The organism is Sutterella wadsworthensis (assembly GCF_003315195.1).
GTDB lineage: Bacteria > Pseudomonadota > Gammaproteobacteria > Burkholderiales > Burkholderiaceae_F > Sutterella > Sutterella wadsworthensis.
The window spans coordinates 19,292-40,962 of the sequence record NZ_QNRV01000016.1; the positions used below are offsets into that span (position 1 = coordinate 19,292).

Here is a 21,671-nt window from a genome sequence, read left to right on the forward strand (position 1 = left end):
GCCGCACATAATGGCTGCAGCTTAAGATAATTGAGCAATAAATTCTAATCGTCGGCCGGCTTCTCTCCGTCAGCTGCAGCCATAGTGTGCAGCTTTCAGCCGGTCTTCTCAGGAGCCTCAACAGCATGTTCACGTTCTTCACCATCGTGTTCGCCATCGTCTGGGCGGTGGTCTCCTTCATTCTTCTTTTCAAGGTTTGGGACAATATCGGCCCGATCGTTCTTTCTTTCTCAAAGAGCCATATCGTGCAGCTCCTCGCCATGGCGATCATCTTCCTCATCATTTGGGGCGTTCCCGGCTGGCTTTGGATGAAGATTTTCGGGTGATACACCCGCGAAACAGCATTCAGCGAAAGTGCAAAGCCGCGGCTTTTGAGAGTCAGCGGCTTTTCCTTTTGGCCAAAGTTATTCTTCGCGTTTTTGAGGTTCTGCTGATTTTTCTGAATCAAAAAGCGACTTTTGTGCTGCTGACTGAGTTGCATTTTGGTCAGCTCGGAAAACGATTGCATTGGGCGCAACTGTGACCGGTCGGCGTTCAAGTGATTCGGCCATGATGGCAAACGTCCGCTCCAAGGTCCATTCGCCCCAATCACCTACGACGACCAGACCGCTTTTGGCACGCGTCACCGCCACATTGATAAGATTGGCCGGCAAAGCCGCCCATCTGCGCTGAGCATGGCCGCGAATACCCGGAACAGATCCAAGGACAAGAAACACAATATCGGCTTCCTGTCCCTGAAACGCATGAACGGTACCGGCACGTATTTCGACTTTTTGACCGACTGCGGTGAGCCCATTAGCCCCCGTCACGCCGATTTCGCGCAGAATGCGGGCCGCTGCATCGGCAACGCTGCGAAACGGAGAAAGGATGTACACGCGCCGTCCGAAAAACTTCACATTGTCCTTCAGACGTAGAATGCAGTGCCTCAGCCAGGCCATTTCCTCACGGATCACCTTCGGATCGCCGCGCACTGACGTCACTGCTCGTCCGCGGGCATTGCGCCGTGCAGGCGGCTCATAGGAATGACCGAGGATATCGATCCAGCAGCTCGTCACCAATGTTCCGTCGTCCGAACGAGGTGTCATCTGCACCATTTGGCCGCCGTAGGAAAGTGTATTGGCGATCTCGAACATGGGACTTTGACAGCGCCGATGGGTACGAAGCGGCAATCCCGTCCAAACGTCGCTCTCGGCAACCGGATCATGAATAAGCGCCCCGACTTCCATGGTTTGATCAGCCAGAGACTGCAGTGAACTGACATGCGGGGACCAGAGACGGTCGACCGATGGATAGCGGCTGCGCAGAAATGCGTCTAATGGCTGCGGCATGCTCACCACGGGCATGAGCTGCCGCGGATCACCCAAAACAACCGCCCGCTCGGCGCGATTGAGCAGTCCTACGGCAGACTGCGCTGAGGCTTGACTGGCTTCGTCAATGATGACCCAGGCGATCTCGCCGGGGTTCACATGGGCGAGCAGCCGTGAGGTGCTCGCCAGAGTCGTCGACAGCACTGGGATGAGAAAACTGAGAAATTCAAATATATCGATGCCGCTTCCCGCGGTGAAGGACGGCGCATTTTCGGTCAGGTAAACACCAACGGCTCGAAAACCCTTTTTAGCCCAATCGGACTGTGCCCCCAAAGTCGCAGCATGAAGCGTCAGCGCCGCTTCAAAAAGTTCTGAACGAAGATTTTCAAATTCCTCGTCCACCCAGAGCGAACTCTTATGCTGCTGAGGATCTTCACTCAATGGCTTTTGAAAAGCTAGGGGCGGCGCCATACGAGAGAGCCGCTCTGTCATTCGCTGCCGACGTTCTTCGACCCGACAGTCCAACTCGAGAAACGCTTCACGTGCGCGCATCCAGACATCCTCGGGCAGCTCATGCCGGAACTCGCATTCACGCACCCAATCGTCAATTTGATTTTGTATTTGCGAACCAAAAATATTTCGGCCGCCAACCCCTAAAACTGAACGGGCAATCAATTGACAGTTGCGTCGGCTTCCAAGCGTCGCTGAGACAAGTCCCCAAACCATTTCCGGACGATTGATGCGGCCAAGCATGTCATTTCGCATCTCTTGGAGCGATCGTTCGGCATCGGCCGACAAGCGTTTGACGGCGGCTTCAGCGCCTTTCTGACTGTTCTTTTTTCCCGACGCAATGCCCGCAGCATGAGCAAACACCCCAAGTGCGCAATCCCGCCAGTAGGTATAGGCAGGACGTCCCGCAGCCGATCGGTCGTCAGTCACATTAGGGCGACGGGTATAGCTTCGCGGCAGTGCGTCGGTGATGTTGCGGATGGCGGCGTTGTTGTTTGAAGCCACCAGAATGAAGCTGTCCTTGATCACATCACGCGCAAAAGGCGTGAAGGTTTCCGATCGGCCGCCCGGCAGATTAAAAGTCACGCTTTGCTGATCATCAAAGACCTCTCGAGAATAGTTTTTCCCGGCGATCTTACGTGCGCGGCGAACAACAATCTCCGCGACAAGGTCACGCACCAGCCAGCTCTTGCCGGTTCCCGGCGGTCCGTTAACAGAGACCAGCGGTCCGAAGCCTTGCGCAGAATTTGGCCCCATGCGCAGAATACCCGCCATTGCCGCCTGCTGACAGAGATAGAGATGATGAGCGGCATTGGTGGGCCACCGTCCTGACGCAAGCGACCTAGGAGAGGCCAAATCCGCCACGACAAACGGCTCTTTGAGCAGATCAATCCGCGGGAGCTTCTCGTCCGCAGCGCATGCCAGAAGCCGCGCCAACGGCGCCCCGATGGGTGCGGCAAAAGCTTCAGATTCCGGCGGCGCAGCAGCCTCTTCGTCGACGGTCTCAACGTTGGTGTTTTTTGAGGGCAGCCCTTCTTCACCGACCTTCTCTGACGACGCCTGCAAGTGAGCAGCATAACGAACAAAGTCCGGAGCCCCGAAAGGCTTTACGCCAGCCTGCTCTAATTCCGAGTGCGCCTGACGGATATCATGGAGGTAGAAACTCTCCATAAAAACCGAACCGTCAGGGAGTCTGCGCTCACTCGGACGACAAAAACGCACAGCCGCCGAAACCGTTACGATCGAATTCTCGGGGAATCCTGCCGCCAGAATTAAGAAACGGCCAATCTCGGCAATCAATCCTTCCGGCACCGGCTCAGCTTCCTCATGCGGATCCGTCAGACGAATCCAATCGCTCTCCCCGCGTCTTTGCTCACCTTTATTAGCGACCTCCCCAGGAGCAGCATCACTTTTAAAGCGTTCCGCATTAAGGAACGCACCCGGTACGCCAGCAGCCTGGCGAAGGGTCTGGGCAATGTTGTTTTCGACCTGCCTGGCAAGCTTCGCACAGCTCATCTGAGCGCCGGTGATGAAGTCCATCGGCGGAGCGTCTTCTCTGCAGACTGCTGTGCGCATTGACCGCAGATATTCGAGCGCTCCTACGTAGCCCGCAACATGAATGCTTTCATCGATGTACTTTCCCCACGGATTGAGCATGAAAGCAGCTAAGAGCGTCGATCCGCGCAGATATGAACCGCCTTCAGCCGAACTGGCGATCCACTCTTCGTTCCAACCCGACGGAGCCGTTTTCGCAGCAGATGCAGCAGTTCCGCTGTGGCCGGCAGAAAATGCTGCAAAGGCTTTCATCTCATCAATGAGCCGCCGATAGACATCCCCTTTGGGCAGAATGCCGACATAAACCATAAAAACGGGCATCGTGTCCGTCACCACGCCTCGAGGGGCGCGTTCGGGATACTCGAAGGGTTCTTGCCAGCGTTCCTTCTGCCACTTCGCAATCGCTTCAGCTTCGCGGCCTGCAGGACGGCCGCTCTTCCACTCGCAGACTAAAAGACGCTCGTTCTCCACGACCCGATAGTCGGGCGGTGTAAGCAGTTCAATCTCCTCCCAATAACGAAGAACGTCAATCTGCTCTGCGCGAGAAAGCATCAATACACCCTTAGCGGTTCTTTTCGGCTGAACGTTCGCGTGCTATGGATTCTCGAAGTTTGAGCGAGGATTTGGCCGCCTCACGCACACGCGCTTCACGCAGCCGGCGCTCCGCCTCAGGCAGCTCCGCATAATTGGGCATCGGACGAGCATCCCAGAGCGATCGATCCGGGCGCCAGAGAAACTTCACCCGATCAGGGTACTTGGCCGGATCATCCGCAAAACGAACATCCATGCCGAGTCCAGCCGCAAAAAGAAGTTCATTGTTGAGCCAGAGTTTGGGCATATCGACGCGCACATAGGCCGGAATACCCGCCTGGGCATAGAGATCCTTCAAAGCCTTTCCCGGACGCAGCGCCCAGAGTTTGAGCTTCACAGCGCCCACGGCAGCACGAACCTCGAGCTTTGCTTCCGGTGCAGTCACCCGTGAGCGAGCAATACCGTCCTCATCTCCCATGCAAGGCACCATTTCAATGACGCCGCCCCACTGCGGAAGCGCGATCTCATGCGCGCCTTCGCTCGGACTAAGCGCAGCGTCGCGCTCGACCCCCAGGCGCCGGGTTACGGCATCCCGCACAATGATGTCTGAACCCCAGCGGCGGATTTCCTTGCGCTGCACGTGGAAGGAAAAGGTTGCATCCGAATGTGTTTCTCGAACCTGACGCAGCAGATCATCCAGCCGCGCTTTTGAAAGCGGACGAAGTCCTTCCGCAGCAATCCACGCGCGAAGACACCAAGCCTGACGAGCCGGGATGAGCTCAAGCAGCCGGTAAACCGAAAGACCGTGCGGCATGGTTTCCGAACGGCAGGCCTCAAGATCCGAACGCGCAACACTTTTGAGGACCTCAAGCGCCTCTCCGATCAAACCAACCGAGCGTGCCGCACTCGCGCTGAATCCAGGACGAATGGCTTCGAGCCGCGGAATGATTTCACTGCGAACGCGGTTGCGATCGTATTTCGGACTGTTATTCGAAGGATCATCAACATAAGGGATGCGTCGATTCTTCACATAGCGCTCAATATCTCGGCGCAGCACACCTGACCACGGCCGCAGCAGGAATACCTGCTTACGAGCCTGTACTGCTTTGGCGTCCTCCATGGAAGGCGCAGCCAATTCGCGCACTTCCGGAAACGCTGCCAGGCCTTCGAGCCCCGCACCGCGCATCCACTGCAGCAAAAATGTTTCAATACGGTCGTCTTCATGGTGAGCCGTCATGATGATGCTGCAGCCCGATTTGAGTGCGTACTGCGCGAGCGCGCGGTAGCGAACATCTCGGGCAGCAGCTTCAATACCGTCTCCCGATCGCTGGACGCGTACGCGCACTGCTTCAAAAATGACGCCTCGTTTCTCGCACTCCCTGCGGCAGTGCTCCTCCCAGGCATCAGCTTCTCGCTCCAGGCCATGATGCACGTACACGGCTCGAAGTTCAGCAATCAGCTGCTGCCGGCGATCCGCCGCAATGCGGGCTGCAACATCCAGGAGAGCCATAGAGTCGCGCCCGCCCGAAAGGGCAACAATCACGCGGACGGGATTCAGCGGCACCAGCATGAATTCCGGGCTCGAGCGTCCAAGCAGATGATCCGACGCCTCCGTGAGCGCACTTTTTACCAGTCCGCTCAAACGCTGTGCGAGCGCAGTACCCGCCGTCGGCGGCCGCTTTTTCTTCGTCTGCTTTGGACGATTGAGAAGCGCTTCGGCTTCGAGCTGCTCAATTAAAGGCAGATCAGGCAATTTAGCGGGCCCCGTGCGCGGAGCCTCCGGGTCTGCATCCGCTTCAAATATCGGCAGCGGATACGCATCGTCAAACGCTTCAAGCGCTTGTGCGCCTTCCTGAAGTGAAGATTCTTGCGCCTGACGATCACGAGCACGTATGAGCGCATCGGCTCGAATGCCTTGCCGGCGCGGACGCGTACTTGCAGAACTGGTCCGGCGCTTGGCTTTCGGCGCCGTTTTTTCACTCTCTCCGGAACGCTTCGCTGAAGAAGACGTCTCTTTGGCCGCAGCACGTTTTTTCGGCTTCACGGCGGGACCGACAAGTCCCTTTACCGTTGACACAGCTTCCAGCGTCAAAACAGCCTCAGCCGCCGATGCCTTCTTCTGCACGTCTTCTTTGCTCATAGCTTTGAATGTCTGTTGGAGTTGCAATGTATTGATTCTAGCGGCTCACCATACTGCGGCACGTCGATCCGCCCTTTTCAATAAGGACAAAAAACGGCTTGGGCACCAAAATACCTAAGCCGTTTCTGTCATACGGTCACAGTCGTCGACCGCCCTGCAGCAGCGGCCGACAAGACTGTTTACCGATCGTGATCACCCAAGCTTCGGAAGCATTGGCATCGAAACGCCGTCAATGCCCACGAGTGCAAGCGTCGTGAGAAGTGCGAGCTGCGGACCTTTTTCCATGCCGGTCGAATCAAAGAACTCCTTGAGTGAGTGCTCGTTATGCGTTACGCCGCCCGTACCGATACAGACAGAAGGAACGCCGATTGAGATGGGCTTATTGGCATCCGTTGAGGATGGACGACACTGCTTCACTTCAAGATCCATCTGCTTCATTGCGCAGAGCGCCGCCTGAACTGCCGGAGAGTCATCGGGCTGCATACCGGCAGGACGATTGCCGATCTGCGTGAGAACGAGCTTAAGCTGACGCTCCAGTCCGGCTTTCGGCCAGCGCTTGTTTTCGAGCTCAACGCCGAGCCGGAAAGCGTCAAGCGTCTTTTTCTCCAGCAGGTCAAGCTCCTCAAGATTGACTGAACGCATGTCGACATCGACTTCACAGCGCGCCGCAATCGTATTGACTGTCGTGCCGCCCTTGATGGTGCCGACCGTGAAGGTCGTCTTCGGATCAGTCGGCGGATCAAAATCAGCGATCACATTGAGTGCGCGTCCCATGGCGTGAATGGCCGAGGGCACCATGCCGTAGTCGAGGTAAGAGTGACCGCCCGTTCCCTCAATGGCGACGCGCCAACGGTGAGCTCCCGTGGCGCCGTTCTGGACGGTATTGACGTCGGCCATGTCGAGCGCAATGAAGCCGTCAATTTGACGCGAGCCGTCAAAGAGCGCCTTAGCGCCTCGAATGTCACCGTTGCCTTCTTCTCCAACCGTGCCCACAAACAAAATGTCACCCGTCGTTGCGATCTGTGCACGGTTGAGCGCACGCAGCACCTGCAGCATGCTGCGCAGCCCCGAAGCGTTGTCGCCAATACCGGGCCCGCGGTAGAGCGCGCCGTCCTTTGTCACTTTGAGATCCGTGCCGGCAGGGAAAACCGTATCAAGATGAGCGGCGATCGCGAGCACCGGACCAGCGCCCGTGCCGGGGCGTCGGCCGACCACATTGCCCGACTCATCCATCACAACATCGGTGAGGCCATATTCACGCAAGAGCTCCATGATGAGTTCACCGCGAACTTTTTCGGCAAAGGTTGGGGATTCCGTCTCAGAAATACGGATCTGCTCGGCCATTGCGCGTTCAACTTCCTCAGCACAGACCTCAAAAGCGGCCTCCACGGCTGGAAGACCGCGAAGCGCTGCAACACGCTCGAGCATCTTGGGTTCAAGCTGAGGGACATGATCTGCCATGGAATTTCTCCTTAAGGTGGCGCGCAGACTATCGAAGTCGGCGGCGCAAAAACTCAATACTCTGCACTGCGCCGGATGAATCAGAATACGTTGAACGGCTCCGGCGAATGCCGCCTAAGATCATACCTGCATCTACGCACTTTTCTTTAGAGAACCATCCCGAAGGGGGCTTCATTCAGGCGCGATTAAGGCCGGCGCGCGATGCTTCAAATACAAATGAAAAAACAATCGAAACCTGTGTCTGCAGACATGGGTTGGATCCATTAAGGAGACCCCAAAGTGCCGAATCGCTCCCTTCCTGCCGTCCGACTGCTCTGTGCTGCAGTGATGCTTGCCGCCGCTGCTATGACCAGCGCCGCCCAAGCTTCAGCCGATGCGCAAGACGCTTCCAACGTCCTCAAAATGAAACCGGGCGCGTATGTTGAATCGGCTATCGGCTGGAACGGCCCGATTGAAGTCAAAACCACGGTGTCAGACAATCGAATTGACAGCATCGAAATCCTCAAGAGCGATGAAGTTCCGTACATTGCGGATGAACCGATGAAAGCGATCATCCAAAAGGTCGTGAGTGAACAAAACTTGTCTGTCGATGTCGTTACGGGCGCTTCGCGTTCCAGTGAGGCCCTTCTGCGGGCCGTCGGTCAGGCCGTGCAGGCCGCCGGGGGCGACCTCAAGTTCTTCACGCACGAACCGGTACCCATTGATCCTGCAACGCTTCCAGAAGGTGAAGAGGCGCAAGCAGACGTCGTCGTCGTTGGCGGCGGTGCCTCAGGACTTGCAGCGGCAGCGGCAGCACTCGAATCCGGAGCGCGCGTCATCGTGCTCGAAAAAGCGCCTCATACGGGCGGCAGCGCAGCGCTTTCCGCCGGCATTGTGACTGCTGCCAGCACCGACATTCAGAAAGCGTCCGGCTTGCCGGCAGATTCAGCCGGTCTTGCCAAACTTTGGCTTGAAGATCAAAAGCGTTCAGTCAAAGGCGCCCCCGCCAATCTGCCCGATGCAGCACAAGTTGAGGCACTCGTGAAGCAAAGCGCTGAAACGGTTGACTGGCTCACAAAAAAGGTCGGCATGCAGTTCTCCGCCAATGCCGCCGCTGCTGACGGGATCGGCGCCTATCAGCTGCTGCCGATTTCATCCGACGCCTCTCGTCCGGCTGGCGCAGAGGAAGTGGAAAAGCTCGAGCAGTATGTGAAAAAACTCGGCGGCATCATTCGCACCGCCACCCCTGCCTGGAAGATTCTGACGACTGACGACGGCCGCGTCTCCGGCGTTGCGGCTGCCGACGGAAAGAACCGCTTCACTTTCCGTGCGAAGAGCGTCGTGCTCGCGTCCGGCGGCTTTGCTGCAGACCTCATGAAGGTAACTTCTCGCCAGCCGCGCTGGGCAGTTTATGTGGAGCGCGCCGGCGCAGCTAAAACAAGCACGGGCGACGGACTGACGATGGGCCTGCAGGTCGGTGCCAAGGAAGTTTCCGACAGTTGGCTGATGGGCACTCAATTTGCCCCTGCTTACCCCGAAATGACGGCCGCCATGCTCGGAGAGCGAGGTTTTGCGGGCGCAACGCTTGTCAATGAAAAAGGGCTGCGCTTCGTTAAGGAAGACCTTCCCAATATCACGAGTGAAATGAGTCAGCAGCTCGACGTTTGGCTCATCACAGACAGCAAGGATCCCGAGAAAGCCAAGACGCTGCGCAATTACTTGGGATTTGACACCGTCGTTCACGGCAACACGCCTGAAGAACTTGGCCGCCGCATGGGAGCACGCGCCGACAATGTCAAGCAAACGATTGAAAAACTCAATGCCGATGCTGCCGCGGGAAAGGATACTGCCTTTGGCCGCGATCCCATCAATTTCACCAGTCTCACACAAGCCCCTTACTTTGCCGTCAAGGTCCGTCCTGTCATTTCCGGAACGATCGGCGGATTCGTTGTCACGCCTGACTTCCAAGTGCTTGACAATGCACTCAAGCCCATTCAAGGGCTTTGGGCCGCAGGCGAACTGGCCAATCGGGCCTTCTACAACCGCGTTTACGAACCCGGAACAAGTCTCCTGATTGCCTATGCTTCAGGACGTGCAGCAGGAACCTCCGCCGCCAAGGCTGCGCTTTCCAAATAACCTAAACCCTCTGCCAACCATTTTCGACGCCGGTGAAGCTGAGCTTCATCGGCGTTTTTTGCCTTTACGAGGGCTGCGAATAGAGTGTTCACAGCCAGCACAGTCAATGCGCATCCCAAAAAACGCATGCATGAATGCATCCCTTTAAATGAAAACGTACTTTAAATAGAAACACCTAGTCCAATTGACGGATGTTTCAAATACTCCTTAAGTTCAAAACAGCGAATTCAGCGGGTTGTCCTGAGGCCGTGGATTTTTAAGCCAAAATGTCGTTTACGGTAATGTGAACGCTGTTTATATCGGCATTCCTTAGTTGAACAACGCGGAGTAGGATGACTTTAAGCGCCGCAGAGCGCATGTCTCCGTTTCCCCCAATCCAACGGAGAAAAACAATCAACGCACACTTGTCTCCATACGAAAGGAGAAATCCTCATGAACCCAACCCTTCGGAACTGGCTGATCATCTTAGTGGTCGGCGCAGCCATCTGGTTCTCGCCGATACCGACGGGACTCAAACCGGACGCCTGGCACATCTTCGCGGTTTTCGTCGCAACCGTGCTTGGCTTCATTCTTCACCCGATGCCGATCGGCGCCATTGCCTTCATCTCACTCACCTTCTGCTGCTTTACGGGGCTCTTGAAGACGAGTCAGGTCCTGATGGGCTTTGGCAACGGCACCATTTGGCTGATCGTCTGCGCGTTCTTCCTCTCACGCGCCTTCATCAAAACCGGATTCGGCCGCCGCATCGCTTATGTGATCATCAAGCTGATTGGGCGTTCTTCGCTCACGCTCGGCTACTCCATTGCACTCTCTGAACTTGTGGTGTCGCCGGCCATGCCGTCAGCCACGGCTCGAGGGGGCGGCGTTTTCTATCCGATCGTTCGTTCGCTTTCCGAAGCTTTCGGATCGCAGCCAGGTCCGAGTTCGCGCAAAATCGGCGCTTATCTGATGCAGGTCGGCTATCACACCGATGCCACGACCTGCATGATGTTCCTCACTTCAATGGCCGGCAACCCGCTCTGTGTGGGGCTGGCCGCTTCCGCCGTCGGCGTGGAAATTACGTGGACTAACTGGGCGCTGGCCGCCATTGTCCCGGGACTCATCTCGCTCACGCTTGTTCCTTGGGTAGTAAGCCTGCTTTCGCCTCCTGAAATCAAAGCCATTCCCAATGCACGCGAACTCGCGGAAAAAGAGCTCGCAGCCATGGGACCGATGTCTAAGGATGAAAAGGTGCTTGCCTTTGTCTTCGTCATGTGTCTCGTGCTCTGGGCTACGGGCAGCTGGACGCATCTCGGCGCCACTCCGATCGCCATGCTCGCCATCGCAATCATGCTGATTGCCAAAGTTCTCTCGTGGCAGGACATTCTTTCTGAAAAAGGGGCCTACGACGCAATGTTTTGGATGGGCGGCCTCATGTCGCTCGCCACGGCGCTGGGCAAGTCCGGCTTCATCACCTGGGTTGCCAAAGACACCGCAGAAATCATCGGCAGTGCCGGTCTCGGATGGATCGCCTCCTTCCTCATTGTGATCCTCTTTTACACCTACTCCCACTATTGCTTCGCCTCAGTGACAGCGCGTATCTCTGCCATGTATGCCGCTTTCGTCGCCGTAGCGGCAGCATGCGGGACGCCGGCTTTAATGGCAGCACTTACTTTCGGCTTTTTCGCCAACTGCCCGATCTCGCTCACGCACTACGGCAATGGGTGCGGTCCCGTCTATTTCGGTGCCGGCTACGTTTCGCAGGGCGAATGGTGGCGCAACGGCTTTGTCATTTGCACGATGAACGTCGTGATTTGGCTGACCATTGGTATGGCCTGGTGGAAGGTGATCGGTCTGTACTAATTTGAGCTGCGCGCTTTCTCATTACCACGGAAATACACTTTTTCCGTTTCTAAGGTCCGTCGGGAAATAAGTTCTGACGGGCCTTTTTTATGCCTGCCAGCCTCAATCCGATATTTGCCTTCGATTTATCAAGGAACGGAGAATCCTGTTGACGTCAGCGAGTTATCCACATGAAGAATCCACAAGTCGGGTGGAGAATGCTGTGGGCAACTCTTATTTCCCCTGTATCTCAGGCGTCATCAAGGCAGCTTAAAAATTAGGCAACTATTTTATTCACCGTTTTGCCCACATTTGACTGCACATACAAAGCCGGCCGCCAAAGCGCAAGCAGGTCCTCAAGTCCCATTCTGGCGTTGGCCGGGCTGGTTGACGGCAGAACGCGCACATCCAAATCTTTAAGCATATCGGCATGCGCAGTAAGAACGGGGACTGCGTGACGGCGCCACATTTGAGCGGCCTTTCCGCCATTGAGACAAACGCGTTCTATCGTGGGGTGTGCGGCGAAAAATGCTGAAAAATCGTTTACCTGCGGGCGAAGAATGGCTGAATCTAAGCTCCCCGTCCGTTCACAGCTTTCAATAGTGTCCCAGAGCGCAGCTCCGGATGCCTCCAGCGCATCAAGCCGCTCTTTATATGGAAGGGTCGGATCAAATCCGAAGCACTCTCCAACGACTCGCCAGAAACGATTCCTTGGATGCGCGTAATAACAGCCTGCGGCCAATGAAGCTTCACTCGGCATACTGCCTAAAATCAGAACCCTCGGCTCAGTGCCGACAACGGGCTCAAAGCCAATAAGGCGTAAATCGTCAGTTGTTTTTCCCATAAACATCATTGAGGGATGAAGGCGGTCCGCTTAAGAACCCACAAAAAACGGCGCCGTCGGACCATCGTATCCAACTTGACGCCGCTTGAACCCGATCTGAATTATCTCCGGCCTTTTCATTTCAGCAGATCATGCCGTGAATTCAGGTCTTGACTTTAGTTCGGTTCAGTTTTTCTCGTTTATTCGACCAAGACAGGCTACTTCAGCAAAGCGTCGAGACCAACATCACAGACGCCGCCGACACACCACCCCATCGCCTTTAGAACGATCGCCAGAAAGATGAGGAAGAGCACAAACAGAACCAGTCGGCCCCACGGGTACATCCCATGTCCATTTGTTCTTTCGGTCATATGACCTCCCTCTCGAACCAGCTGGCTCGGCGATGGAATCATCGCCTACAAGCGCTTTCGATTCTCTTTGTTTTGTTTTAACACAATTTGACAAAATAGCCAAATTTTCCTTACTGAACAAGCGTTCAGCATATTGAACTTGATCCAGACAGAAAGTGTATGCCAAATTAGCGTCAGAAGACGTCACAAAAAAACAAGGCGTTTTCAGCCTTTCATATCTAGACCAAGCATCCGCAGCATTGCCTCAAGCGAAAGCAAAACGTCTATCATCGCGCATCACATTCAAATTCAGCCGCTGCTCTATATGAAAAAAGCCTTTCTCCAACTCCACCTTTCCGTACTCCTCGCGGGGTGGACTGGCATCTTCGGCAAACTCATCACGATGTCGCCAGGCTTCATCGTGCTTTGGCGAATCATCATCGCCGGCACCCTGCTCTGGGGATGGCTTGCCCTGCGGCGCACGATTGAATATGTGCGCCCCAAAGACCGTCTCGGCATCATGGCCGTCGGTGCGCTGCTGATGATTCAATGGACTCTTTTTTACGCTGCAATCAAGGCCTCAAACGTCTCCATCACGATTGTCACGTTCTCCTCCATGGGATTTTTTACGGCCATCCTCGAGCCGCTCATTACGCGTACGCGCATGAGCATCAAAGAGATCGGTTTTTCAATCCTCACGGTCTTCGGCATTTCGCTCATCTTTCACTTCGATACACAGTACCGAACCGGCATTATGCTGAGTTTGACGAGTGCGGCTGCAGCCGCCGCGCTTGCCGTCTTTTTCCGCATGTACAAAGCAAAGTATCGTGCAACGACGGTTATGAGCTGGCAGCTTCTCGGCGGATTGGCCTGTGCGCTCGTGCTCATGCCTTGGTACCTTTCCATCACTCCGCCGGAGTCTTTCCTGCCAACCCCAATCAACTTCCTTTACTTGCTCATTTTCGCGAGTTTCTGCACGATTGGGATGTACATCCTGCAGATTCAGTCGCTCGAAAAAATCTCCGCCTTCACCGTCAACCTCACCTATAACTTGGAACCCATTTATTCCATCATTCTCGCAATGATCCTTTTCGGTGAAGCCAAAGATCTCGGCCTTTCTTTCTACATTGGCCTGGCCTTCATTGCACTCTCTGTCGGCTTGCAGACGTGGTCGGTGATGCGCATTCAGAAACGCGTGGCAGCACTCGATAAACTCGCAGCTGAAGATTCCGACAAGAAGCCGCATCCGGTCTTCATTGAACCCATCGGCAGCCGCAAGGAGCGCGAATAGATGCATGTGCTGGGGCCCCGCGCGGCTCGGTCTCTGCTCCCTGAGCTGTCACGGAATGGGGCGAAGCTTCTCGCAGTTCACTGGCATTGGCCTCGGGTTCTCGAAAGCTTGCGTCCCTTCAGCGGGCATTGTGACGGCGGCCTTCCCTTGACACTCAAGAGCAAGCAAACCCTAAACCCTCAGTCTTCGCGGCTGCGGTTCCATGCACGGATGAAATTCTTGGCCTTGCCGCACATCCAGCCCAGCTGATAGAACTTGCTTCCCATCGACTGAATGATGCCCTCGACGTCAACCGGCGGGAGTTTCTCAAGGATGTAGCCTTGGAGTTCGTCACGAAGCACATCCTGAGGTGAACGATTGCGCATTTCGCTCACGGCACGAAGCGTCCGCATGGCTTCAGGCGAAAGGCCGCGGAAAATGCGTCCCAGTGCTTCTTCCCGAAGCCGATTCTCGAGTTCAGCTTTGAGGCGCGGGTCAAGTTCTCCCGACATTTTTAATCCTCCGGCCATTCGGCAAGCTGACCGGCAAAGAGATTGGCCCAGCGTGCAGCAAAGATCACGGCTGGTTCCGTCTCAGCGGCACTCGATGCAGGCAGCCCTGCTTCAAGTGCTTCGGTAAGCATCGCTTCACCCTCACGAACGAAAAGGCGAGCCGCTCGTGCAATGGTCCGGTCATCACCTTGACCGCCTTCAATCGAAAGATGATCACCAAAGATACGTTCGAGTTCGTCACTCAAGCCATACGGATGCCATTCATCCACCGTCTCAAAATGGCGGTTTTCACCTGAGAATGTAGAAGCAAGCCAGAAAACCAGCTTCTCATTGGCTGCATCGAGCTCCTCGGGCGTCATTTCACCCGTACGAAGCATCGAGAGGCGCTTGGCCATATTGCGCAGCGCCTGCCGAAAAATACCGTCAACGATATCAATGGCTCCGAGGCTGGGTTTTTGATCCGCCCTGCTGCTGTAATCTGCACCACACCCTCCGCCGCAGCGCCGAGGGCCGCAGGATCCGCATTTCATCAGCGCATTCCTTCTGTTTCGTTGAGGGTGTCGCCCAAAAAGCGCTCCCCCCAAACAAATGCCGTGCGTTCGATTCGAACTTTAAGACGTTCCGGCGTAAGCTCGCCGCCTTCGGCTGCCGCGGCTTTGAGCATCGTATAGATTTCCCGCAGAAAGACCCGCGCCGCATGCACCATGAGCGCACGGGGATTCCCCGCGTCAACACCTTGCGGCAGATCGCGAAAAAGTGCAGGCAGATTCGCTTTCATAGCAGCAACAAGCTCCGGACCGGGTTTCGGCGTACCCGGCGCCAGCATAAGACAAATTCGTTCATGCTCGCCCATCAGAATCTGCGCAAGCGTGCGCACAGTGGCATCATCACGGCTCGATGCCTCGTCGGGTTTGAGTTTCCCTGCACGCACATCCACAACATTCTGAATAACACCCGTTACGATGCTTGCCAGAAAATCCTCAAATTCGCGTGCGGAAAGCGCTGCGGGATCCGTCTTCTCAGCCTGCACGGAAGTGTTCCCGCAGCTTTCCTGGCCAACCGCATTTTTCAGGGCTTGGTTGATGAGCGTTTTTTTCATCCTTTATCCTTTCACGGCAGCAGCGGCAGTCAGCGCGCTTTAATGCCCAAAATCTTTTCCGCCCAGCCGAGCATCCAGGCATGGAGCGTCTCCTGAGACAGGAAGTCGTGAAATGCAGCTTCATCGGGTTCGCGGTCAGTCGTCTGAAACCACGCATCGGCCATCATCAGCAGTTCTTCAAAAAAGACGTTGACCGCAAGCGTGACGATTTGTGCATCGTCGTCAAAAAGCTTTCGGTCCTCCGCACTCATTGCATTCAGACGACGGCTAAGCTGCTGACGAAGTCGGGCACCCGCCTTCGCCGTCGAAAAGCCTGCAGGCAGCTCCACAATGCCGCTTTGATCTTCAAAAAGCGCCGCCAGACCAAAGACGATTGCGGCAATGCGTTCATCGCTTTCGTCCTCAGACTCCATACCAGCGTGCTGGCCATAAACGGCATGAAGAAAATCGGATGCTGCACAGCCGAAAAGCTCTGCGGCTGCGGTCGGATCGGCCAGACTCGGCCGAATGGAGAGCGCACCGGAAAGTGCCTCCTCAGGAGGGTGTGCCTGCATCATGTTGTTGGGATCTTCCTGAGTCATAGGGATCGTATGAACTGTGAGATTAAGGTTGCTGCAGCCTCTCAACGGACTGCTGGTTCAAGGATTATATGGTGAAGAAGCTGTGCGCTCTCAGAGAGTGTTCGAGTGTGTTTTGTCGGCTCCTCAGCACCGAACAAACGGCAGGGATGCGACACCTAATCGGGCCAAAAAAAATCCATACCACTTCAAAAACGAGCATAAAAAAATCCCGCAGCCGGTCAAAGCGGAGGGAGGAGGAAGCCGGCTGCGGGGGGAAACAGGGCGCTCACTAAAGAAGTATCCGCGAACACATCATCCGCACAAGGAGGCTCAGAAATGCGGAAGGGCTCAAGCGGTTCGATCGAGCTGTATGCCCTGCAAATTCAATGTATCTCTTTTAGATACCGTTCGAAAGAACTGAACGTTATTCTTTGGCCGGCTTATGCGTCGGCGCAATTTTTCATGGTTTACCGCGGGTTTTTACTCTGAGATCAAATAAATAACGGTGTTACAGTGAGGAAGTCTGCTGATTGCAGATTCATCACGAACCTTCGAGCGGCTTCAAGGACTTCAGCCGCCTCAGCTGCTCGACCGCATGCAATGGATCCCGCCAGCTGCGGCCTCTATTTCTGCCTGAATCTCTTTTAAAAGCGCTGCCGGCGACGCAAATCGCGCCAGTGCGGCAGCTTCGAGCTGCACTCGGTCATCGGCGTTATGGCGCTCTTCAATCACGACTGAATCGATCCCGGCCGACTTTGCGCCGCGAATGCCGGGAAGTGCATCCTCCACCATGATGCATTCATCAGGCTCTGCCTTTAATGCGTCGAGCACTTTGTAAAAGCCTTCTGGATCGGGCTTTACGTGTGCGACATCGTCTCTCGTCACAATCAAATCCATGATTTCCGAGAGCGGCGCAGCGGCTATCATCGATTCGTTCTGAGAGGCATAAACATCAATGTTGCGCCGACGAGTTGTGGTAACGATCGCGAGCTTCTTGCCGAGTGCCTTGAGGTATTTGATGAGCTCTGCAGCCCCTTCACGATAGTGCACGCGTGTGCGCAAAAATTCCTGAGCGAGGCTGTAGCGCTGAAAATGAATTTCTTCAAGGGTTCCAGGCAGGTCAAAAGCACGCTTGAGATCAGCCATGTACTTCAAATAAGCATCAGACCCCTCGCCGTAGGTCTTCATCGCCCGTATGCGAAGCGTTCCTGCTTCATCCTCGGAGAGCATTACGCGGCCGTTTGACAAGCGGCGCATCAGCTCTTGATCCACCTGACTCCAAACGCCAAGCGAATCAATCAGCGTGCCGTCCAAATCGAAAATAAAGCAGCTCCGTTCATAAAACATGTTTAAGCAGGCTCCGAGAGAAGAAAAGTCAACAGAATGAGCGCCAAACTCTACCGCATTGTGTCGATAAGACACGTTTGCGCCGCGTTCCGTCCAGCAATACGACCGAACACAAATGCATCAAGCAGTCCGCTGCCGCCCAAACGGAATTTTCCATGCACGCCGCCGGTGACTTCACCCGCTGCATAGAGCCCAAGGACGGGCCGCTTTTGACTGCCTGCATAAAGCACTTCTGCCTTGGGATTAATGGCGATGCCGCCGCACGTGTAATGCACTTCGAACCGTTCTCGGCCAAAGTAAAAGGGCGGCTCCTTCAATTCCTGCAGAAACCGCGTTCGTCCGAAATCCGGATCCGCGCCAGTCCTTGCCGCTTCGTTATAGCGGGCAAACACTTCGGAGAGCTGAGCTGACGAAATGTTCATCTTTTTTGCAAGCTCTTTGAGTGATGCTGCACTCTCCACTAATCCCTGCTGAACCTTCGTCGCAAAAGTCGCACCTTTTCGGCTGCGGCTATCCGTAATCACCCAAAATTCACTTCCCCCTGCAGCAGTCAGATCAGCAAGCACGGTATCCCACGAGGCCGTTTCATCGGTGAATCTTTCGCCGCGGGCAGTGAGGAAAATTTCTGCTCCGGGATAGTCGAGCACTCGTCCGCCCCAGAAAGGAATGGCAAGGACATACTCCATACCGACCAAACCTGCACCGACAGCTTCGGCCATGCGGATGCCGTCACCCGTTGCCGGATCTTCTTCAATTCGCCCCGGGCTGTATGTAGTCCCCAAATCCATGGAAATCCATGGTGCCCACCGAGCACGCATCAGGCGATTGGCGCCGAAACCGCCTGAGGCAATGACCACCGACTTGGCCATCAATGTTTTGTGCTCGGGCGAATCCGCATCCATATCGGTCAATTCAACGCCAAGCACGCGGCCGTTATGCATCACGAGCGCTTCGACCCGCTGGCGGTAGCGTACCTCGACGCCGAGCTTGTGGGCACGACGCATTAAAGCGCGGCTGTATGCCATGCCGCTTCGCGCTTGGATCGTTCGATGCGCGCGAGGATAGACACCGGTGTAGGCTTCATAAAGCGCTGGATCAAATTCAACCCCCAGGCTCTTGAGCCAAGCAAAGACGTCAGCACTCGAACGAACCATCGTTGCGATGAGGTCCGGATCGCCCAGACCGCCGCCGCCCTCATAGGTGTCGCGGAAAAAATGTTCTGCCGAATCGGTTCGGCCGGAACGCTTTTGCCCTTCAGGGTCAACGGCATTGAGCATGCCGGAACTCACCATCATGTGGCCGCCAGCAAGTGCTGTTTTTTCGAGCACGACCACACGAACCGCTCCCGCTTCCTTAGCGGCGATTGCTGCCGCAAGTCCCGCTGCCCCTGCCCCGATGACCGCCACGCTGCAGCTTTCAGCATCACTCGTTTCAGGCTCCGAAGCCTTCACTGCGGAGGAAAGCGTGAAGGCAGCAGCAAAAGGAGGCAACAGCCCCGCCGCTCCAACGAGCTTTCTGCGGGAAATCGTCATGACGAACCTCCCGCTTTGTCGGTCTCGGCAAGAAGCCCTGCCATCTCCAATGCCTTGGCCATTGCGACAGCCGACCGCACGCCCAGCTTTCTTGCCGCATTGCCGCGATGGAGTTTAACGGTCGGCAATGAAATAGACAGTCGATCGGCGATTTGCTTATTGAGCAGTCCTTGAGCCACAAGCCTCGCCACCTCCAGTTCACGTTCAGTGAGGAGCGCCGCTTTTTGAGCCAAGTCCACCTGTCCGGCTTCGGCAGCGATATCTGCCAAATTTTTCTTCACGGCTTTTTCCACCGCAGCCAGAAGCACCTCAGGCGCAGCGGGCTTGACAAGAAAATCCATGGCTCCGCGATGCACGGCCTGCATAGCCATGGGAATATCGCCGTGGGCGGACAAAAAAATCACAGGGAGCAGACTGCCTCGCTCAACGAGCGTCTCATGGAGCTCCATCCCAGTCATGTTGGGCATGCGGTGGTCAAGGAGCAGGCAGCCCGAGCGCCGCGGATCATCCATTTCCAGAAATGCAGCTGCACTTTGGTAAGTCATGACCTCCCAGCCGCCCATACGCAGCAGGAATGCCAGACTTTTCAATTGCTCGGCATCATCATCCACAATCCGTACGAGCGGCGTATCCAAAGCTTTTGTCATTGCACTCCTCCTTTTCCTTTTTCAGCCGCAGCGCTTGAGGACTGACTGCTGCCTTTATCCGTCTCATGCGTCCCTTCCGGCGGTTCTGCAGCCTCAATCACGGCTTCAGCGCAGACACCCTCTGTCGGGAGCTGATAAAACTTCAGCTGTCCGCCGTGGCGATCAGCAATCCCGCGGCAAATAGAAAGACCGATGCCCATGCCCTCCTGCTTCACGCTGTCGCCGTATCCGGTGAGTCTGGCAAATCCTTCCGGCGACAGCTTGGGACCGTTGTCGGTCACATGCAGCACATAATTGTCTCCTTCACGCGCGAGCGATACGCTCACGAACCCTTTGGGATTTTTCTGTGCGGCATGCGCTGCATTGCGAATGAAGTTGAGGACGAGGAGCTCAAGCTCCAAGGCGTCACCCAATACCCAGGCAGGACGATCGTCCTCGGGATCGGCAGCGAGATATTGGCCCGGGGCCGTGTAAATCGGCACCCGACGCGCATCATGGCGCTCAACGATCAATTCCGCCCGCCGCACAACTGCAGTCCAGTCGGTGGGTTTAAGAGGTTCGGTAGAAGCTTTGGCATACCCGCGCACTCGGTTGACAATTGCCGTGATGCGGTTGGCTTCCTCTGCCATCGCTGAAAGTGCATCATCGGCTAATGCACGGTCCGCATCATTGGTCTGTCGATGAGCATTCCAGAGCTTCAGACCGCCCACGTAGTTGGAAAGCGATGAGAGCGGCTGCTTAAGTTCATGCGCAAACATTGAACTCATCTGTGAAAGCATGCCTGCTCGTTCAATGGCCGAAAGCTGTTCACGCGACACCCTTGCTTCATTTTCCATCCGCTCTTTCTCTTCCAACGCAGTGCGCAGAGCTTGAGTCTTCACGCGCACCAGATAGCGGGATCGAAGCGCATGGAAAAGTACAAAGAGAAACACCGCAACGAGCGCAGCAAACCATTCTGCGTGGCTCTTCATAAAACCTGCGACCGTTTGTTCATCCAAATAACTGTAGGGCCCGAAATGGAGCGCTTCCATTAGGCTGCGTACGCTCGACAGATCCACGCGCAGCCCCCAGCGCCAGCCGTCGTTCTCGGGCAAGCTGAAGGCAACGGCAGCCACTCGGCGAACCTGATTCCCGTCCGCCCACGCCATATAGCCGAGCGTCCAATCTGGGTAGAGCGGCGTGCTCGATAAACACGCGCCCGGCGTTCGTTTTAGTACTGCTGCCGGACGAAAGGCTTTGGGATCGATCATCCCTTCAGCGGCAAGCGCCTCAAAAGTACACACGCTGATAAGTCCTGCGTCCGCACGCCCCGAAAGAACGGCATTAAGCACCTCAGGGACGTCGTGCGGCCGCCAAACTGCCTCGGAAAAGAATTTCCGCGGATCATGGTGATCCGCTAAAAGCCGCCCCGCCAGCCACTGCCAAGGCCCAAAGGCAACACTGCTTTCTACCGCTATGCGTGCGCCTTCGAGGCTCTCCAAACTGCCCAAATCCCTGCGCTTGGCGTCAACGACAAGCAGTCCGCCGGCAGCACTCTGCGAGGATTCTTCTGCATGGGTATTGAGTCGTTCCCGTGCGGCGAGCGGCACTGCGCCAGATTCATTGACAAGCGCCACCATGGTGCCGGCAGTCGCGAAAACAAACGGAATTTTTTCCGCCCTGACAACATCAATAAATCCGCGCGAAGGAATTTGACGAATGTGTGTGCGCCGATCCGGAAAAGCCACGCGCAGCCCTTCGGCAAGACTGGCGAGCATGCGGATATACGACTCATTGCGGTCTGTTTCCTCGACCGCAAAAACGAAATCATCGGGACCGATTGTCGTCGAGGCTTCTAGGCGAGAAACGCCTTCGATGCCCGTGTCCTCACGAAAGTGCATTGCGCGGACTTCCGAAAGGTTGAAAGTGGCGCCGGAAACAGCCGCCACTTCGGACACCGTCTGCGCTTCACTCTGACTGGCGGACGCCGTCGGAACATCCGGCGATGCGGATGCCGTCACCGCAGCCAATATCAGCCCGGCAGCAGCACTGCGCATGAGGATTGTGCAGCCAATCGATTTAAAAAAATGCGAATGAGGATAAGCAGCCTTCA

General features: G+C 55.8%; 17 protein-coding genes. 4 read left to right on the forward strand and 13 right to left on the reverse strand.

Annotation, left to right across the window (positions count from 1 at the left end; translation table 11 throughout):
• The first annotated feature begins 125 nt into the window (after positions 1 to 125).
• A complete protein-coding gene (locus tag DES29_RS07460) occupies positions 126 to 326 on the forward strand; it encodes a hypothetical protein (RefSeq protein WP_016474032.1) in 201 nt (66 codons plus the stop codon).
• 78 nt (positions 327 to 404) lie between these two features.
• On the opposite strand, the gene DES29_RS07465 is transcribed toward DES29_RS07460, so the two are convergent.
• From DES29_RS07465 to DES29_RS07475, 3 genes are all read right to left on the reverse strand, one after another.
• Positions 405 to 3,923 carry a DEAD/DEAH box helicase gene (locus DES29_RS07465; RefSeq protein WP_113854680.1) on the reverse strand — a complete coding sequence of 1,173 codons (3,519 nt, stop codon included), beginning with the start codon at positions 3,921 to 3,923 and terminating at the stop codon, positions 405 to 407.
• Between the two features lie 10 nt (positions 3,924 to 3,933).
• Positions 3,934 to 6,042, reverse strand: coding sequence for a tRNA lysidine(34) synthetase TilS (tilS, locus tag DES29_RS07470; protein ID WP_016474030.1), 2,109 nt, complete (start codon positions 6,040 to 6,042; stop codon positions 3,934 to 3,936).
• A 192-nt stretch (positions 6,043 to 6,234) separates the two neighbouring features.
• A complete protein-coding gene (locus DES29_RS07475; protein WP_016474029.1) occupies positions 6,235 to 7,503 on the reverse strand; it encodes a M20/M25/M40 family metallo-hydrolase in 1,269 nt (422 codons plus the stop codon).
• A gap of 279 nt (positions 7,504 to 7,782) precedes the next feature.
• Here DES29_RS07475 and DES29_RS07480 point away from each other — a divergent pair, with 279 nt between their 5' ends.
• Complete coding sequence (locus tag DES29_RS07480; RefSeq protein WP_236578830.1) at positions 7,783 to 9,618, forward strand: FAD-dependent oxidoreductase; 1,836 nt, start codon at positions 7,783 to 7,785, stop codon at positions 9,616 to 9,618.
• Between the two features lie 432 nt (positions 9,619 to 10,050).
• Positions 10,051 to 11,460, forward strand: a complete 1,410-nt coding sequence (locus DES29_RS07485; RefSeq protein WP_016474027.1) for an anion permease — start codon at positions 10,051 to 10,053, stop codon at positions 11,458 to 11,460.
• 256 nt (positions 11,461 to 11,716) lie between these two features.
• On the opposite strand, the gene DES29_RS07490 is transcribed toward DES29_RS07485, so the two are convergent.
• Both DES29_RS07490 and DES29_RS12485 read right to left on the reverse strand, forming a co-directional pair.
• Positions 11,717 to 12,283: a DNA-deoxyinosine glycosylase gene (locus DES29_RS07490; protein WP_236578831.1), complete on the reverse strand. Its 567-nt coding sequence runs from the start codon at positions 12,281 to 12,283 to the stop codon at positions 11,717 to 11,719.
• A 197-nt stretch (positions 12,284 to 12,480) separates the two neighbouring features.
• Positions 12,481 to 12,633, reverse strand: a complete 153-nt coding sequence (locus DES29_RS12485) for a hypothetical protein (RefSeq protein WP_016474025.1) — start codon at positions 12,631 to 12,633, stop codon at positions 12,481 to 12,483.
• 304 nt (positions 12,634 to 12,937) lie between these two features.
• Here DES29_RS12485 and DES29_RS07495 point away from each other — a divergent pair, with 304 nt between their 5' ends.
• A complete protein-coding gene (locus DES29_RS07495) occupies positions 12,938 to 13,903 on the forward strand; it encodes a DMT family transporter (protein ID WP_016474024.1) in 966 nt (321 codons plus the stop codon).
• Positions 13,904 to 14,082: 179 nt separating this feature from the next.
• Here the strand turns inward: DES29_RS07495 and DES29_RS07500 are convergent, their stop codons facing one another.
• The 8 genes from DES29_RS07500 to DES29_RS07535 all read right to left on the reverse strand — a co-directional run bounded on the left by DES29_RS07500 (position 14,083) and on the right by DES29_RS07535 (position 21,615).
• Positions 14,083 to 14,394 carry a hypothetical protein gene (locus DES29_RS07500; protein ID WP_016474022.1) on the reverse strand — a complete coding sequence of 104 codons (312 nt, stop codon included), beginning with the start codon at positions 14,392 to 14,394 and terminating at the stop codon, positions 14,083 to 14,085.
• 2 nt (positions 14,395 to 14,396) lie between these two features.
• Complete coding sequence (locus DES29_RS07505; RefSeq protein WP_016474021.1) at positions 14,397 to 14,924, reverse strand: hypothetical protein; 528 nt, start codon at positions 14,922 to 14,924, stop codon at positions 14,397 to 14,399.
• Positions 14,924 to 15,493, reverse strand: coding sequence for a hypothetical protein (locus DES29_RS07510; protein ID WP_113854681.1), 570 nt, complete (start codon positions 15,491 to 15,493; stop codon positions 14,924 to 14,926). The genes DES29_RS07505 and DES29_RS07510 overlap by 1 nt, the downstream gene beginning before the upstream one ends.
• Before the next feature lie 29 nt (positions 15,494 to 15,522).
• Entirely contained in the window at positions 15,523 to 16,074 is a 552-nt protein-coding gene (locus tag DES29_RS07515; protein WP_051123266.1) for a hypothetical protein, read from the reverse strand.
• Positions 16,075 to 16,632: 558 nt separating this feature from the next.
• Positions 16,633 to 17,400: an HAD family hydrolase gene (locus DES29_RS07520; protein ID WP_021995432.1), complete on the reverse strand. Its 768-nt coding sequence runs from the start codon at positions 17,398 to 17,400 to the stop codon at positions 16,633 to 16,635.
• A gap of 50 nt (positions 17,401 to 17,450) precedes the next feature.
• The gene (locus DES29_RS07525) at positions 17,451 to 18,932 is read right to left on the reverse strand and encodes an FAD-dependent oxidoreductase (protein ID WP_113854682.1); all 1,482 of its coding nucleotides are present in this window, start codon (positions 18,930 to 18,932) and stop codon (positions 17,451 to 17,453) included.
• Positions 18,929 to 19,579, reverse strand: a complete 651-nt coding sequence (locus DES29_RS07530; RefSeq protein ID WP_021995717.1) for a response regulator transcription factor — start codon at positions 19,577 to 19,579, stop codon at positions 18,929 to 18,931. Before DES29_RS07530 ends, DES29_RS07525 begins: the two co-directional genes overlap by 4 nt.
• The gene (locus DES29_RS07535; protein WP_021995716.1) at positions 19,576 to 21,615 is read right to left on the reverse strand and encodes a sensor histidine kinase; all 2,040 of its coding nucleotides are present in this window, start codon (positions 21,613 to 21,615) and stop codon (positions 19,576 to 19,578) included. Before DES29_RS07535 ends, DES29_RS07530 begins: the two co-directional genes overlap by 4 nt.
• Positions 21,616 to 21,671: the final 56 nt, after the last annotated feature.

Coding starts and splice junctions, on each gene's coding strand:
- DES29_RS07460 (WP_016474032.1), top strand. CDS start 126: ATGTTCACGTTCTTCACCATCGTGTTCGCCATCGTCTGGGCGGTGGTC.
- DES29_RS07465 (WP_113854680.1), bottom strand. CDS start 3,923: ATGCTTTCTCGCGCAGAGCAGATTGACGTTCTTCGTTATTGGGAGGAG.
- tilS (WP_016474030.1), bottom strand. CDS start 6,042: ATGAGCAAAGAAGACGTGCAGAAGAAGGCATCGGCGGCTGAGGCTGTT.
- DES29_RS07475 (WP_016474029.1), bottom strand. CDS start 7,503: ATGGCAGATCATGTCCCTCAGCTTGAACCCAAGATGCTCGAGCGTGTT.
- DES29_RS07485 (WP_016474027.1), top strand. CDS start 10,051: ATGAACCCAACCCTTCGGAACTGGCTGATCATCTTAGTGGTCGGCGCA.
- DES29_RS07490 (WP_236578831.1), bottom strand. CDS start 12,283: ATGGGAAAAACAACTGACGATTTACGCCTTATTGGCTTTGAGCCCGTT.
- DES29_RS12485 (WP_016474025.1), bottom strand. CDS start 12,633: ATGACCGAAAGAACAAATGGACATGGGATGTACCCGTGGGGCCGACTG.
- DES29_RS07495 (WP_016474024.1), top strand. CDS start 12,938: ATGAAAAAAGCCTTTCTCCAACTCCACCTTTCCGTACTCCTCGCGGGG.
- DES29_RS07500 (WP_016474022.1), bottom strand. CDS start 14,394: ATGTCGGGAGAACTTGACCCGCGCCTCAAAGCTGAACTCGAGAATCGG.
- DES29_RS07505 (WP_016474021.1), bottom strand. CDS start 14,924: ATGAAATGCGGATCCTGCGGCCCTCGGCGCTGCGGCGGAGGGTGTGGT.
- DES29_RS07510 (WP_113854681.1), bottom strand. CDS start 15,493: ATGAAAAAAACGCTCATCAACCAAGCCCTGAAAAATGCGGTTGGCCAG.
- DES29_RS07515 (WP_051123266.1), bottom strand. CDS start 16,074: ATGACTCAGGAAGATCCCAACAACATGATGCAGGCACACCCTCCTGAG.
- DES29_RS07520 (WP_021995432.1), bottom strand. CDS start 17,400: ATGTTTTATGAACGGAGCTGCTTTATTTTCGATTTGGACGGCACGCTG.
- DES29_RS07525 (WP_113854682.1), bottom strand. CDS start 18,932: ATGACGATTTCCCGCAGAAAGCTCGTTGGAGCGGCGGGGCTGTTGCCT.
- DES29_RS07530 (WP_021995717.1), bottom strand. CDS start 19,579: ATGACAAAAGCTTTGGATACGCCGCTCGTACGGATTGTGGATGATGAT.
- DES29_RS07535 (WP_021995716.1), bottom strand. CDS start 21,615: ATGCGCAGTGCTGCTGCCGGGCTGATATTGGCTGCGGTGACGGCATCC.